The organism is Streptomyces sp. NPDC002476, assembly GCF_042889785.1.
GTDB lineage: Bacteria > Actinomycetota > Actinomycetes > Streptomycetales > Streptomycetaceae > Streptomyces.
The window spans coordinates 23,726-37,920 of sequence record NZ_JBIARH010000014.1; the positions used below are offsets into that span (position 1 = coordinate 23,726).

The window sequence follows — 14,195 nt, forward strand, 5'->3', positions numbered from 1 at the left end:
GACATCCAGCACGGTCATGCGCCCGCGACGGCCGTCCGGACCTCGTCCGTCAGCCGTTCGGCGACGTCGCGCAGCCTCGCCGCGTGCGGCCCCCGGCTCAGCACGCCGCGGCTCACACTGGGCAGCACGTTGCCCACCGCGTCCCCGAAGACGCCGGGGAGATCCGCGGGGGTCGCCCCCTGGGCCCCGATGCCCGGCGCGAGCAGCGGACCGTTGACGGCGAGGTCCACGCCCGAGTCGCCGAGCGTGGCGCCGACCACCGCGCCGACGGAACCGAGCGGCCGGGCCCCCTCGTTCTCGGCGGCCAGGTGGTCGAGCATCACCTGGGCCAGCGAGCGGCCGTCGGCGGCGGTGGCGCGCTGCACCTCGGCCCCCTCGGGGTTGGAGGTGAGGGCGAGCACGAAGACGCCCGAGCCGGACAGGACCGCCGCGTCGAGCGCCGGACGCAGCGAGCCGAAGCCCAGGTACGGCGAGACGGTGACGGCGTCCGAGAACAGCGGGGAGCCGGGGTCCAGGTAGGTCGCCGCGTAGGCGCCCATGGTCGAGCCGATGTCGCCGCGCTTGGCATCCATCAGGACCAGCGCGCCGGCCGCGCGTGCCTCCTCGACGGCCTTCTCCAGGACCGCGATGCCGCGCGAGCCGAAGCGCTCGAAGAACGCCGACTGCGGCTTGAGGACCGCCACGCGGTCGGCCAGCGCCTCGACGACGGTGCGCGTGAACCGCTCCAGGCCCGCGACGTCGTCGCCCAGGCCCCAGGCAGTGAGCAGCGAGGCGTGCGGGTCGATGCCGACACAGAGCGGCCCGCGAGTGTCCATGGCGTGGCGCAGACGCGCGCCGAACGTTTCCCGGGTCATGCCGTGGCCTTCCTGGTCTCCGCGCCGACGGCCTCGGCGAGGGTGGTGTACGGGGAGGCGGCCAGGCGCGCGGCCAGGCCCTTGTGGATCGCCCGGGCGTAGAACGGGCCCTCGTAGATGAAGGCGCTGTACCCCTGGACGAGCGTGGCGCCTGCGAGGATGCGCTGCCAGGCGTCCTCGGCGTTCTCGACGCCCCCGACGCCGACCAGAGTGATCCGGTCCCCGACCCGCGCGTACAGGCGGCTCAGGACCTCCAGGGAGCGCGCCTTGAGGGGCGCGCCGGACAGTCCGCCGGTCTCGCCGGTGAGAGCGCTCGGGGACTTCAGACCGAGACCGTCCCGGGCGATGGTGGTGTTGGTGGCGATGACGCCGTCGAGACCCAGCTCGACCGCGAGGTCGGCGACCGCGTCGATGTCCTCGTCCGCGAGGTCCGGGGCGATCTTGACCAGCAGCGGGACGCGCCGTCCGGTGACGGTGCGGTCGGCCGCCTCGCGCACGGCGGCGAGCAGGGGGCGCAGCGCCTCGGTGGCCTGGAGGTTGCGCAGGCCGGGCGTGTTGGGCGAGGAGACGTTGACGACGAGGTAGTCGGCGTGGGCGGCGAGCCGTTCGGTGGACTTCACGTAGTCGCCGACCGCCTCGGCCTCCGGCACGACCTTCGTCTTGCCGATGTTGACCCCGACCGTGGTCCGGAAGACCGGGGTGCGGGCCGCGAGCCGTCGGGCCACCGCCGCGGAGCCCTCGTTGTTGAAGCCCATGCGGTTGATCAGCGCGCGGTCCGCGACGAGGCGGAAGAGACGCTTCTTGGGGTTGCCGGGCTGCGGTTCGCCGGTGACCGTGCCGATCTCGACGTGGTCGAAGCCGAGCATCGCCATGCCGTCGATCCCGACGGCGTTCTTGTCGAAGCCGGCGGCGAGGCCGAACGGGCCGTGCATCCGCAGGCCGAACGCCTCCGTGCGCAGCTCCTTGTACCGGGGGGCGAGCACGGCGGCGACGAAGGTGCGCAGCACGGGGACGCGGGCCGCGAGGCGGATCCAGCCGAAGGCCAGGTGGTGCGCCCGCTCCGTGTCCGTCCGTTTGAAGAACAGCTGGAAGAAGAGTTTGTACATCGGAGGTGTCCTCATGGAGAGGGGGGACACCGTTTCCGGTGTCCCCCCTTCGGCTAGTCGCGGGCGGCGATCAGGTGTTCCGCGTGTTCCTGGAGGGAGCGGACGCCGACGTCTCCGTGGGTGAGCGCGTCGATGCCCTGGACGGCGGCTGCGAGCGCCTGGACCGTCGTCAGGCACGGCACGGACCGGGCCACGGCGGCGGTGCGGATCTCGTAGCCGTCGAGCCGGCCGCCGGTGCCGTACGGCGTGTTGACGATCAGGTCGACCTCGCCGTCGTGGATCAGCTGGACGATGGTGCGCTCGCCCTGCGGACCGGTGCCCTCGGACTGCTTGCGCACGACGGTGGCGTTGATGCCGTTGCGCTTGAGGACCTCGGCGGTGCCGGAGGTGGCGAGCAGCTCGAAGCCGTGGGCGACGAGTTCCCGCGCCGGGAAGATCATCGAGCGCTTGTCGCGGTTGGCCACCGAGATGAACGCGCGGCCCTTGGTGGGCAGAGGCCCGTAGGCGCCGGACTGCGACTTGGCGTACGCCGTGCCGAAGGCCGAGTCGATGCCCATGACCTCGCCGGTGGAGCGCATCTCCGGGCCGAGGACGGTGTCGACGCCGCGGCCGTGGATGTCGCGGAAGCGCGACCACGGCAGGACGGCCTCCTTGACGGAGATCGGGGCGTCGAGCGGCAGGGTGCCGCCGTCGCCGTGCGCCGGGAGCAGGCCCTCCGCGCGCAGTTCGGCGATGGTCGCGCCCAGGGAGATCCGGGCGGCGGCCTTGGCGAGCGGGACGGCGGTCGCCTTCGAGGTGAAGGGGACGGTGCGCGAGGCGCGCGGGTTGGCCTCCAGGACGTACAGGATGTCGCCGGAGAGCGCGAACTGGATGTTGATCAGTCCGCGGACGCCGACGCCCTTGGCGATGCCCTCGGTGGAGGCCCGCAGCCGCTTGATGTCGAAGCCGCCGAGGGTGATCGGGGGCAGCGCGCAGGCGGAGTCGCCGGAGTGGATGCCGGCCTCCTCGATGTGCTCCATGACGCCGCCGAGGTAGAGCTCGGTGCCGTCGTAGAGCGCGTCGACGTCGATCTCGACCGCGTCGTCGAGGAAGCGGTCGACCAGGACCGGCCGGGTGGGGCTGATCTCGGTGGACTCGGCGATGTACGCGGAGAGCCGGGTCTCGTCGTAGACGATCTCCATGCCGCGCCCGCCGAGCACGTACGACGGGCGCACGAGGACGGGGTAGCCGATCTCGTCGGCGATGGCCTTGGCCTCGCCGAAGGTGGTGGCGGTGCCGTGCTTCGGCGCGGGCAGCCCGGCCTCGGCCAGGACGCGGCCGAAGGCGCCGCGGTCCTCGGCGGCGTGGATGGCCTCCGGGGGCGTGCCGACGACGGGGACGCCGTTGTCCTTGAGCGCCTGCGACAGACCGAGCGGGGTCTGGCCTCCGAGCTGGACGACGACACCGGCGACCGGGCCCGCGAGCGTTTCCGCGTGCACGATCTCCAGCACGTCCTCCAGCGTCAGCGGCTCGAAGTACAGGCGGTCGGAGGTGTCGTAGTCGGTGGAGACGGTCTCCGGGTTGCAGTTGACCATCACGGTCTCGTAGCCCGCGTCGCTCAGTGCGAAGGAGGCGTGGACGCAGGAGTAGTCGAACTCGATGCCCTGGCCGATGCGGTTCGGGCCGGAGCCGAGGATGATGACCGCGGGCTTCTCGCGCGGTGCGACCTCGGTCTCCTCGTCGTAGGACGAGTAGAAGTACGGCGTCCTCGCCGCGAACTCGGCGGCGCAGGTGTCGACCGTCTTGTACACCGGGCGCACGCCCAGCGCGTGCCGCACCTCGCGGACCACGTCCTCGCGCAGCCCGCGGATCTCGCCGATCTGCTGGTCGGAGAAGCCGTGCCGCTTGGCCTCCGCGAGCAGTTCGGGGACGAGTTCGTCGGCGGCGGCCAGCTCGTCGGCGATCTCCTTGATCAGGAAGAGCTGGTCGACGAACCAGGGGTCGATCCTGGTGGCCTCGAAGACCTCCTTCTGGGTGGCACCGGCCCGGATCGCGCGCATGACGGTGTTGATCCGGCCGTCGGTCGGGCGGACCGCCGCGGCGAGCAGTTCGTCCTTGTCGCCGAGGTCGCCGGTGAAGGAGAACTGCGATCCCTTCTTCTCCAGGGAGCGCAGCGCCTTCTGGAGCGCCTCGGTGAAGTTGCGGCCGATCGCCATGGCCTCGCCGACCGACTTCATGGTGGTGGTGAGGGTGGAGTCGGCGGAGGGGAACTTCTCGAAGGCGAACCGGGGGGCCTTGACCACGACGTAGTCGAGCGTCGGCTCGAAGGAGGCCGGGGTCTGCTCGGTGATGTCGTTGGGGATCTCGTCGAGCGTGTAGCCGACGGCCAGCTTGGCGGCGATCTTGGCGATCGGGAAGCCGGTGGCCTTCGAGGCGAGCGCCGAGGAGCGGGAGACCCGCGGGTTCATCTCGATGACGATGATCCGGCCGTCGACCGGATCGACGGCGAACTGGATGTTGCAGCCGCCGGTGTCGACGCCGACCTCGCGGATGATCGCGATGCCGATGTCGCGCAGCCGCTGGTACTCGCGGTCGGTGAGCGTCATCGCGGGGGCGACGGTGATCGAGTCACCGGTGTGGACGCCCATCGGGTCGAAGTTCTCGATGGAGCAGACGACCACGACGTTGTCGTTCCTGTCGCGCATCAGTTCCAGCTCGTACTCCTTCCAGCCGAGGATGGACTCCTCCAGGAGCACCTCGGTGGTCGGGGAGAGCGTCAGGCCCTGGCCGGCGATGCGGCGCAGCTCGTCCTCGTCGTGCGCGAAGCCGGAGCCGGCGCCGCCCATGGTGAAGGAGGGGCGCACGACCACGGGGTAGCCGCCGAGCGTGTCGACGCCCGCGAGCACTTCGTCCATGGAGTGGCAGATGACCGAGCGGGCGGACTCGCCGTGGCCGGTCTTGGCGCGGACCGCCTCGACGACGGCCTTGAAGAGGTCGCGGTCCTCGCCCTTGTGGATGGCCTCGACGTTGGCGCCGATCAGCTCGACGCCGTACTTCTCCAGGACACCGTTCTCGTGCATGGAGATCGCGGTGTTGAGCGCGGTCTGGCCGCCCAGGGTGGGCAGGAGCGCGTCGGGGCGCTCCTTGGCGATGATCTTCTCGACGAACTCGGGGGTGATCGGCTCGACGTACGTGGCGTCGGCGATCTCCGGGTCGGTCATGATCGTGGCCGGGTTGGAGTTGACCAGGACGACGCGCAGGCCCTCGGCCTTGAGCACGCGGCACGCCTGGGTGCCGGAGTAGTCGAACTCGGCGGCCTGGCCGATGACGATCGGGCCGGAGCCGATGACCAGGACGGACTGGATGTCGGAGCGCTTAGGCACGCCGGCCCTCCATCAGGGAGACGAAACGGTCGAAGAGGTACGCGGCGTCGTGCGGGCCCGCGGCCGCCTCGGGGTGGTACTGGACGCTGAAGGCGGGCCGGTCGAGGAGCCGGAGCCCCTCGACGACCTGGTCGTTCAGGCAGACGTGGGAGACCTCGACGCGGCCGAACTCCGTGTCGGTGACCTTGTCGAGCGGGGCGTCGACTGCAAAGCCGTGGTTGTGCGCGGTGACCTCGACCTTGCCCCAATTGCCGCTGGCGTCGCGGCCCTGCACGGGCTGGTTGATCCCGCGGTGCCCGTACTTCAGCTTGTAGGTGCCGAAGCCGAGGGCGCGGCCCAGGATCTGGTTGCCGAAGCAGATCCCGAAGAGCGGAGTACCACGCTCCAGGACGCCTCGCATGACGGAGACCGGGTGGTCGGCGGTGGCCGGGTCGCCGGGACCGTTGGAGAAGAACACGCCGTCGGGCTCGACCGCGTACACGTCCTCCAGCGTGGCGGTGGCGGGCAGCACGTGCACCTCGATGCCGCGCTCGGCCATCCGGTGCGGGGTCATGCCCTTGATGCCGAGGTCGATCGCGGCGACGGTGAACTTCTTCGTGCCGATCGCGGGGACGACGTACGTCTCCTTCGTGGCGACCTCGGCGGAGAGATCGGCGCCCACCATCTGCGGCGCCTGCTGCACGCGGGCCAGGAGCGCGGCCTCGTCGGCCAGCGCGTCGCCGGAGAAGATGCCGACGCGCATGGCCCCGCGCTCGCGCAGGTGACGGGTGAGGGCGCGGGTGTCGACGCCGCTGATGCCGACGACGCCCTGGCTCTCCAGTTCCTCGTCGAGCGAGCGCCGGGCGCGCCAGTTGGAGGGCACCCGGGCGGGGTCGCGGACGACGTAGCCGGAGACCCAGATCCGCTTCGACTCGGGGTCCTCGTCGTTGACGCCGGTGTTGCCGACGTGCGGGGCGGTCATCACGACGACCTGGCGGTGGTAGGAGGGGTCGGTCAGCGTCTCCTGGTAACCGGTCATGCCGGTGGAGAACACCGCTTCGCCGAAGGTCTCCCCCACGGCCCCGTAGGCACGGCCGCGGAAGGTGCGGCCGTCCTCCAGGACGAGTACGGCGGGAGCCCTGCCGGCTCCCCGGGCGGAGGTCGTCATCGTGCGGTGCCTTCCGTAGTGCTGGTGAGTTGTTCGATGGCCTCGACCCAGGCCGGGTGCTCGGCCGAGCGGTCGGAGCGGAATCCGGAGTCGATCAGCTTGTCGCCGTGCGCCCAGGTGATGATCAGCAGGCCGCCCTCGGGGAGGACCTTGCCCGCGATGCCCTTGTCGAGCCGGGCCCCGCGCAGCGCGGCGGCCGGGACGAAGAAGTCGGCCGCGCCGGGGCGCACGACGTCCAGGCCCTGGTCGGTCAGGGTGAGCTCGACCCGGCTGCGGGTGCCGAGGCCGTGGGCGACGATCCGGTCGAGCCACTGCCCGGCGGTCGTCGAGGCGTGGTACCGGCCGGTCAGCGTCAGCGTCTTCCCGTCGTCCGCGAACCCTTCCGGCGTGGTCGGGAGTTCCGGCAGATCGGACTGGAGGCTGCCGCGCCACTTCCATCCCTGGCGCATCAGCCAGTAGACGAAGGCGACGAACACGAGCAGTCCGACGACCCAGCTGATGCGCTCGGCCCAGTCGGTCACTTCGGCCGACTTCTGCTCGGCGGCGAGCTGGAGGTACAGGGGGGTGAGTGATGTCACGCGAGCTTCCCGTCGACGACCGTGGCACGGCCCCGCAGGAAGGTGTGAGTGACTCGGCCCGGCAGCTCGCGCCCCTCGTAGGGGCTGTTGCGGCTGCGGGAGGCGAAGCCCGCGGGGTCCACCACACCACGGTATGCCGGATCGACCAGGGTGAGGTTGGCGGGCTCACCGACCGAGACGGGACGGCCGTGTCCGTCGAGCCGGCCGATGGCCGCCGGGCGGAACGACATCCGGTCCGCGACGCCCGCCCAGTCCAGCAGCCCGGTGTCCACCATGGTCTGCTGGACGACGGAGAGCGCGGTCTCCAGGCCCACCATGCCCATGGCCGCGGCGGCCCACTCGCAGTCCTTGTCCTCGTGCGGGTGCGGGGCGTGGTCGGTGGCGACGCAGTCGATGGTGCCGTCGGCCAGCGCCTCGCGCAGGGCCGTGACGTCGGCCTCGGTGCGCAGCGGCGGGTTCACCTTGTAGACCGGGTCGTAGGTCCGTACGAGCTCGTCGGTCAGGAGCAGGTGGTGCGGGGTGACCTCGGCAGTGACGTCCCAGCCCTTGGACTTGGCCCAGCGGACGATCTCGACGGACCCGGCGGTCGACAGGTGGCAGATGTGCACCCGGGAGCCGACGTGGGCGGCGAGCAGGACGTCGCGGGCGATGATCGATTCCTCCGCGACGGCGGGCCAGCCGCCGAGGCCGAGTTCCGCGGAGACGACGCCCTCGTTCATCTGGGCGCCCTCGGTGAGCCGGGGTTCCTGGGCGTGCTGGGCGACGACCCCGTCGAACGCCTTCACGTACTCCAGCGCGCGGCGCATGATCACCGCGTCGTCGACGCACTTGCCGTCGTCGGAGAAGACCTTCACCCCGGCGGCCGAGTCGTGCATGGCACCGAGCTCGGCCAGCTTCTTGCCCTCCAGGCCGACGGTGACGGCGCCGACGGGCTGCACGTCGCAGTAGCCCGACTCCCTGCCGAGCCGCCAGACCTGCTCGACGACGCCGGCGGTGTCGGCGACCGGGAAGGTGTTCGCCATGGCGTGCACGGCGGTGAAGCCGCCGACGGCCGCGGCCTTCGTGCCGGTGAGGACGGTCTCGGAGTCCTCGCGGCCGGGCTCGCGCAGGTGGGTGTGGAGGTCGACCAGGCCGGGCAGCAGAATCCGGCCGGCCGCGTCGACGACGGCCGCGTCCCCGGCGTCGAGACCGGTGCCGACCGCGGCGATGGTCTCGCCGTCGATCAGGACGTCCTGGGCCCCGCCGCCGAGGATCTTCGCACCGCGGATAAGGGTCTTGCTCATGGTCACTGGTTCTCCTCGGTACGGGCGGGGGCGTCGGGCGACGGGGTGGCCGGGGCGGCGGGCTCCGCGCCGCCCAGCAGCAGGTAGAGGACGGCCATGCGGATCGAGACGCCGTTGGCGACCTGTTCGACGGCCGTGCAGCGGTCGGAGTCGGCGACCTCCGCGGTGATCTCCATGCCCCGGACCATCGGGCCGGGGTGCATGACGACGGCGTGCCCGGGCATCCTCGCCATGCGGTCGGCGTCCAGGCCGTAGCGGCGGGAGTACTCGCGCTCGGTCGGAAAGTACGCGGCGTTCATCCGTTCGCGCTGCACCCTCAGCATCATCACCGCGTCGGACTTCGGCAGCACCTCGTCGAGGCCGTAGCTGACCTCGCACGGCCACTGCTCGACACCGACCGGGACGAGCGTCGGCGGGGCGACGAGCGTGACGTGCGCGCCGAGCGTGTTCAGCAGGTGGACGTTGGAGCGGGCGACCCGGCTGTGCAGGATGTCGCCGACGATCGTGATCCGGCGGCCTTCCAGGTCCCGGCCCAGGCCGCTGTCGGCGCCGACGAGGCGGCGACGCATCGTGAAGGCGTCCAGGAGGGCCTGGGTGGGGTGCTCGTGGGTGCCGTCGCCCGCGTTGACGACGGCACCGTCGATCCAGCCGGAGGTGGCGAGCCGGTACGGGGCGCCGGAGGCGCCGTGCCGGATGACGACGGCGTCGGCGCCCATCGCCTCCAGGGTCAGCGCGGTGTCCTTGAGCGATTCGCCCTTCGAGACGGACGAGCCCTTCGCGGAGAAGTTGATGACGTCCGCGGAGAGGCGCTTGGCGGCGGCCTCGAAGGAGATGCGGGTACGCGTCGAGTCCTCGAAGAAGAGGTTGACGACGGTACGGCCGCGCAGGGTGGGGAGCTTCTTGATCGGCCGGTCGGCGACCCGGGCCATCTCCTCGGCGGTGTCGAGGATCAGGATGGCGTCGTCGCGGGTGAGGTCGGCGGCCGAGATGAGGTGGCGCTTCATCTGGGTGTTCTCCGAGAGAGGGAGGGTTCAGGCATGCGGGCGTGCGGAAGCAGCCGCACGGGCTCGGGTTCCTCCGTACGGGTGAAGTGCGGCTACTGCTCGCCGGCCGGGACGGCCCGCTGGACACCGAGCAGCACGGCGTCACGGCCGTCCTCCTCGGCGAGCTGGACCTTGACCGTCTCCCGCAGCGACGTGGGGAGGTTCTTTCCGACGTAGTCGGCGCGGATCGGGAGTTCCCGGTGTCCCCGGTCGACGAGGACCGCGAGCTGCACGGCGCGGGGGCGGCCGATGTCGCCCAGCGCGTCGAGCGCGGCGCGGATCGTGCGGCCCGAGAAGAGGACGTCGTCCACCAGGACCACCAGACGGCCCTCGACGCCCTCGCCGGGGATCTCGGTGCGGGCCAGGGCGCGCGCCGGGCGCAGCCGCAGGTCGTCGCGGTACATGGTGATGTCGAGGGAGCCGACCGGCATCTTCCGGCCGGTGATCTCCTGAAGCTTTTCGGCCAGTCGTCGGGCGATGAAGACGCCGCGTGTCGGGATGCCGAGGAGCACCACGTCGTCGGCGCCCTTGGCGCGTTCGACGATCTCGTGGGCGATGCGGGTCAGTGCCCGGGAGATGTCGGGGGCCTCCAGAACGGGGCGTGCCGCATTGCCGGGGGGTTCATGCTGTGCGTCCATAAGAAACGGACCTCCTTCTCCGCCTCACGGGACGGACTTTAAAGGACGTCGAATTTGCGTCATCCACGGTAGCAGGGCTTGTGCCGGGCTCCGATCGCACCCCCCGCGGGTGTCGGTCCGGACCGTTCGGCTTGACGCAGCCAAGTAACGCTGCGTAACCTCACAGTGAGTTACCAGCAACGCGGCGGAGCCGCGCATTGTTCCAGCGTCCGGGGAGCCTTATGTCCAGCGAATACGCAAAACAGCTCGGGGCCAAACTCCGCGCCATCCGCACCCAGCAGGGCCTCTCCCTCCACGGCGTGGAGGAGAAGTCGCAGGGCCGCTGGAAGGCCGTCGTGGTCGGTTCGTACGAGCGCGGTGACCGCGCCGTGACCGTGCAGCGCCTCGCCGAGCTCGCGGACTTCTACGGGGTCCCGGTGCAGGAGCTCCTGCCCGGCACGACGCCCGGCGGAGCCGCCGAGCCGCCGCCGAAGCTCGTCCTGGACCTGGAGCGCCTCGCCCACGTCCCGCAGGAGAAGGCCGGACCGCTCCAGCGCTACGCCGCGACGATCCAGAGCCAGCGCGGTGACTACAACGGCAAGGTGCTCTCGATCCGCCAGGACGACCTGCGCACTCTGGCCGTGATCTACGACCAGTCGCCGTCCGTGCTCACGGAGCAGCTGATCAGCTGGGGTGTGCTCGACGCGGACGCGCGCCGCGCCGTCGCCCACGAGGAGGGCTGAGACCCCTCCCCCCGAAGAAACGTGTCGCCGTGCCGACGCGGGCATCCCCTTCCCGGGTGTCCGGTCGGCACGGCTTTTTCGTCCCGTGCGGGGCCTGTACGGCGGACTCCCCCGCCCGCGCCGACGGGTCCCCGGCGGGGGCCTGCACGGGGGGCGGCGCGGCGGGCCTCCGTCGGGTCGCGGCAGGCCCGCCGGACGTCGTGGAGCCCGCGGCCAGTCCGACCGCGGGCTCCACGACCGCCGAAGAACGTCTCGCGGGGCTACTGCGCCCGGCGGAGGTTCGGCTTGAGGTCCTTGAAGCGGGCCAGCAGCCCGTTCACGAAGGACGGGGACTCGTCGGTGGAGAACTCCTTGGCGAGCTGGACCGCCTCGTCGATCACCACAGCGTCCGGGGTCTCGTCGACCCATATCAGCTCGTACGCGCCGAGCCGCAGGATGTTCCGGTCGACGACCGGCATGCGGTCGATCTCCCAGTCCACCGCGTAGGTCACGATGAGTTCGTCGATGCGGTCCGCGTGCCGCGCGTACCCCTCGACGAGCTCCATCGTGTACTCGGTGACCGGCGGCTGGCGGTGGTCGGCCCGCGCGTGCCGCACCCAGTCCGCGAGGACGGTCTGCACGGATGTGCCGCGCTGGTCGGCCTCGAAGAGGATCTGGAAGGCGCGCTTGCGGGCCTTGGTCCGGGCAGCCACGGTCAGCTGTTCACCCGGCCGAGGTAGTCGCCCGTGCGGGTGTCGACCTTGATCTTCTCTCCCGTGGTGATGAAGAGCGGGACACCGATCTCGTAGCCGGTCTCCAGCGTGGCGGGCTTGGTGCCACCGGTGGAGCGGTCGCCCTGGACGCCCGGCTCGGTGTGCTGGACGGTCAGCTCGACGGCGGCGGGCAGCTCGACGTAGAGCACCTCGCCCTCGTGCTGGGCGACGGTGGCGGTGAAGCCCTCGATCAGATAGTTGGCGGCGTCGCCGACAGCCTTGCGGTCGACCATGAGCTGGTCGTACGTGTCCATGTCCATGAAGACGAAGTAGTCGCCGTCCATGTACGAGAACTGCATGTCGCTGCGGTCGATGGTGGCCGTCTCGACCTTCACGCCGGCGTTGAACGTCTTGTCGACGGTCTTGCCGGAGAGCACGTTCTTGAGCTTGGTGCGCACGAAGGCCGGGCCCTTGCCGGGCTTGACGTGCTGGAACTCGACGACGGACCAGAGCTGGCCTCCGTCGAGCTTGAGCACCAGGCCGTTCTTGAGGTCGTTCGTGGAAGCCACGGTTGCGGAATCTCCTGGACTGAAGCTGGTGGAACGACCGAGGAAACGCGTCAGAGCGCGAGCAGCTCCTTGGTCGTAATGGTGAGTAGCTCGGGTCCGCCGTCCGCCTCGGGGCGCACGACGAGCGTGTCATCGATCCGGACCCCGCCCCGGCCCGGGAGGTGGACCCCCGGTTCGACGGTGACCGGCACGCAAGCGTCCAGTTTACCCATGGCCGCGGGTGCCAGCTGCGGGTCCTCGTCGATTTCCAGTCCCACACCGTGCCCGGTGCAGGGCGCGAGGCTGCCGCCGTGGCCCGCCGAGTCCAGAAGACAGCGGGCCGCGCGGTCCACGTCGCGGTAGGCGGCGCCGGGGACGAGGGCCTCCCGCCCGGCCCGCTGGGCGGCGAAGACCAGGTCGTACAGCTCGATCTGCCAGTCGGCGGGCGCCGTGCCGATCACGAACGTGCGGCCGATCTCGCAGCGGTAGCCGCGGTAGTTTGCGCCGAGGCAGACGGAGAGGAAGTCCCCCTCCTCCACCCGCCGGTCCGTGGGGCGGTGGCGGCCCCTGCCGGAGTTGGGCCCGGTGGCCACGGAGGTGGGGAAGGCCGGGCCGTCGGCCCCGTGGTCCACCAGCCGGCGTTCCAGCTCCAGGGCGAGGTGCCGCTCGGTGCGGCCGACCAGGATGGATTCGAGGAGTTCGCCCAGGGCCTGGTCGGTGATCTCGGCGGCGATCCGCAGACACGCGATCTCCTCCTCGTCCTTGACCACCCGGAGCTGTTCGACGGTGGGGCCGAGATCGGCCAGCCGGACCCGCGGGACCACCGATCCCATGGCGCGGTGGCGCGAGACCGTCAGATGGTGCTCCTCGACGGCCAGGGACTCCGCGCCCGACGAGCCGGCCAGTTCGGCGGCGGCGACCACCGGATCCCCGTCGGCGGCCGACAGGGTCGCCACCCGCAGCCGGTCGTCGGTCCGCACGTCCCCGGGTTCGCCCACCGCGTCGCGGGGGCGCAGCAGCACGTCCTCGCCGGGACCGAGCAGCAGCACGGCGCCGGGGGGTGCCCCGCCTGCGAGGTAGCGGACGTTGGCGGGACGGGAGACCAGCGCGGCCGCGGATCCGACGGCTGCGCACCGGTCGCGGAGCAGCCCGCGACGGACGGCGTACACGTCTGACATGTCACGAGCCTACGAGGACCGGCCCGGACGTGCTCGGTCAGCGCGTCCGACCGGGGCCGCGGACGCGCCGTCCCCGGCCCGGGAGCGGCGCCCGCAAGCGCCCTCCCGGGAGCGGCTCACCGGCGGCTCACCAGGAGGGCGGGCTCGTTATGGAACGGGCGAGCACGTCGTCCAGGACCCGCGCGGTGGTCTCCACGTCGTACGCCGAGTTGTCGATGATCGGCAGGCCGGAGCCGTACCAGCCCGCCATCCGGCCGTGGATGCGGGCGACCTCCTCGTCGGAGAGGCGGCGGTTCCCGCTGCGGGCGGCGTTGCGCTCCAGCACGACCTCCAGGCCGGGCAGCAGGACGACGGGCAGCAGCCCGGGGCCGACGTGGCGCTTCCAGCCGCCGAGGCCGACGACGGGCCGGTCGGGGAAGACGGCGTCGTCCAGGATGCAGGAGATGCCATTGGCGAGGAAGTTGCGGGCGGCGAAGCCGCAGGTACGGCGGGCGAGGCGGTACTGCGCCTCGGAGTGCTCGTTCCACCCCGACTGCGGGTCGGCGAAGCCGGAGCAGACCCATTCACGGACGTCGTCGAGGCTGACGTGGGCCGTGGGGACGCGGCGGCGGCCGGCCCAGAGCCGGGCCACGGTGGTCTTGCCCGCCCCCGCCGGGCCGATCAGCAGGACGGCGAGCGTCGCCGTGCCGGTCCCGGCACCGGCCGGCGGCGCGGGCAGCGGGACGGGCCCGCCGGGCGGCAGGGGGACGTGTCCGGTGACCTCCCTGACGGGAGGTCCCGGGGCGTGCTGCGGGGCCGGTCCGCCCCAGCCCCCGCCGGTGGGCGCGGCGGGGGGCGGCGGGCCCGGAGGGCCGGGGTGGCCTGGGTGCCGGGCCTGGTGCGGACCGTTCGCCGGGCCCTGGGGCGGTGGCAGCGGGGCCCCCACTGCGTGCTGCATCCGGTGCCACTCCGTCTCGTACAGGCGACTGGGACTGGGACGGCAACCGTACCGTCCCCGGCCGCCACAGGGTGAACGGACGGGGACGGCCGGCAGTGCCCGGCCGG

The 14,195-nt window shown here is 71.8% G+C and carries 13 protein-coding genes; 1 reads left to right on the forward strand and 12 read right to left on the reverse strand.

What is annotated here, in order from left to right:
- Window positions 1–14: 14 nt before the first annotated feature.
- The 8 genes from pyrF to pyrR form a co-directional block, all read right to left on the reverse strand.
- Window positions 15–854 carry an orotidine-5'-phosphate decarboxylase gene (gene pyrF, locus ACFYXM_RS17935; protein ID WP_389290322.1) on the reverse strand — a complete coding sequence of 280 codons (840 nt, stop codon included), beginning with the start codon at window positions 852–854 and terminating at the stop codon, window positions 15–17.
- The gene (locus ACFYXM_RS17940) at window positions 851–1,960 is read right to left on the reverse strand and encodes a quinone-dependent dihydroorotate dehydrogenase (RefSeq protein WP_389290324.1); all 1,110 of its coding nucleotides are present in this window, start codon (window positions 1,958–1,960) and stop codon (window positions 851–853) included. Before ACFYXM_RS17940 ends, pyrF begins: the two co-directional genes overlap by 4 nt.
- A 53-nt stretch (window positions 1,961–2,013) precedes the next feature.
- Window positions 2,014–5,322, reverse strand: a complete 3,309-nt coding sequence (gene carB, locus ACFYXM_RS17945) for a carbamoyl-phosphate synthase large subunit (RefSeq protein WP_389290326.1) — start codon at window positions 5,320–5,322, stop codon at window positions 2,014–2,016.
- Window positions 5,315–6,469: a glutamine-hydrolyzing carbamoyl-phosphate synthase small subunit gene (gene carA, locus ACFYXM_RS17950; protein WP_389290327.1), complete on the reverse strand. Its 1,155-nt coding sequence runs from the start codon at window positions 6,467–6,469 to the stop codon at window positions 5,315–5,317. Before carA ends, carB begins: the two co-directional genes overlap by 8 nt.
- Window positions 6,466–7,047, reverse strand: coding sequence for a hypothetical protein (locus ACFYXM_RS17955; RefSeq protein WP_389290329.1), 582 nt, complete (start codon window positions 7,045–7,047; stop codon window positions 6,466–6,468). The genes carA and ACFYXM_RS17955 overlap by 4 nt, the downstream gene beginning before the upstream one ends.
- Window positions 7,044–8,330 (reverse strand): dihydroorotase, encoded by a 1,287-nt coding sequence (locus ACFYXM_RS17960; RefSeq protein WP_389290330.1) that lies wholly within the window; start codon window positions 8,328–8,330, stop codon window positions 7,044–7,046. Before ACFYXM_RS17960 ends, ACFYXM_RS17955 begins: the two co-directional genes overlap by 4 nt.
- 2 nt (window positions 8,331–8,332) lie before the next feature.
- Complete coding sequence (locus tag ACFYXM_RS17965) at window positions 8,333–9,334, reverse strand: aspartate carbamoyltransferase catalytic subunit (protein ID WP_389290332.1); 1,002 nt, start codon at window positions 9,332–9,334, stop codon at window positions 8,333–8,335.
- 92 nt (window positions 9,335–9,426) lie between these two features.
- Complete coding sequence (gene pyrR, locus ACFYXM_RS17970) at window positions 9,427–10,011, reverse strand: bifunctional pyr operon transcriptional regulator/uracil phosphoribosyltransferase PyrR (protein WP_389290334.1); 585 nt, start codon at window positions 10,009–10,011, stop codon at window positions 9,427–9,429.
- A gap of 221 nt (window positions 10,012–10,232) precedes the next feature.
- Between pyrR and bldD the strand changes: the two genes are divergently transcribed.
- Window positions 10,233–10,733, forward strand: a complete 501-nt coding sequence (gene bldD / locus ACFYXM_RS17975; protein ID WP_030355502.1) for a transcriptional regulator BldD — start codon at window positions 10,233–10,235, stop codon at window positions 10,731–10,733.
- Window positions 10,734–10,993: 260 nt separating this feature from the next.
- Here bldD and nusB read toward each other — a convergent pair whose 3' ends face one another.
- The 4 genes from nusB to ACFYXM_RS17995 all read right to left on the reverse strand — a co-directional run bounded on the left by nusB (window position 10,994) and on the right by ACFYXM_RS17995 (window position 14,088).
- The gene (gene nusB, locus ACFYXM_RS17980) at window positions 10,994–11,425 is read right to left on the reverse strand and encodes a transcription antitermination factor NusB (RefSeq protein WP_362028043.1); all 432 of its coding nucleotides are present in this window, start codon (window positions 11,423–11,425) and stop codon (window positions 10,994–10,996) included.
- Between the two features lie 2 nt (window positions 11,426–11,427).
- On the reverse strand, window positions 11,428–11,994 hold the full coding sequence (efp, locus tag ACFYXM_RS17985; RefSeq protein WP_073787608.1) for an elongation factor P: 567 nt from the start codon (window positions 11,992–11,994) through the stop codon (window positions 11,428–11,430).
- 50 nt (window positions 11,995–12,044) lie between these two features.
- Window positions 12,045–13,151, reverse strand: a complete 1,107-nt coding sequence (locus tag ACFYXM_RS17990; protein WP_389290336.1) for an aminopeptidase P family protein — start codon at window positions 13,149–13,151, stop codon at window positions 12,045–12,047.
- A gap of 127 nt (window positions 13,152–13,278) precedes the next feature.
- Complete coding sequence (locus ACFYXM_RS17995; RefSeq protein ID WP_389290338.1) at window positions 13,279–14,088, reverse strand: Pro-rich N-terminal domain-containing protein; 810 nt, start codon at window positions 14,086–14,088, stop codon at window positions 13,279–13,281.
- Window positions 14,089–14,195 lie beyond the last annotated feature (107 nt).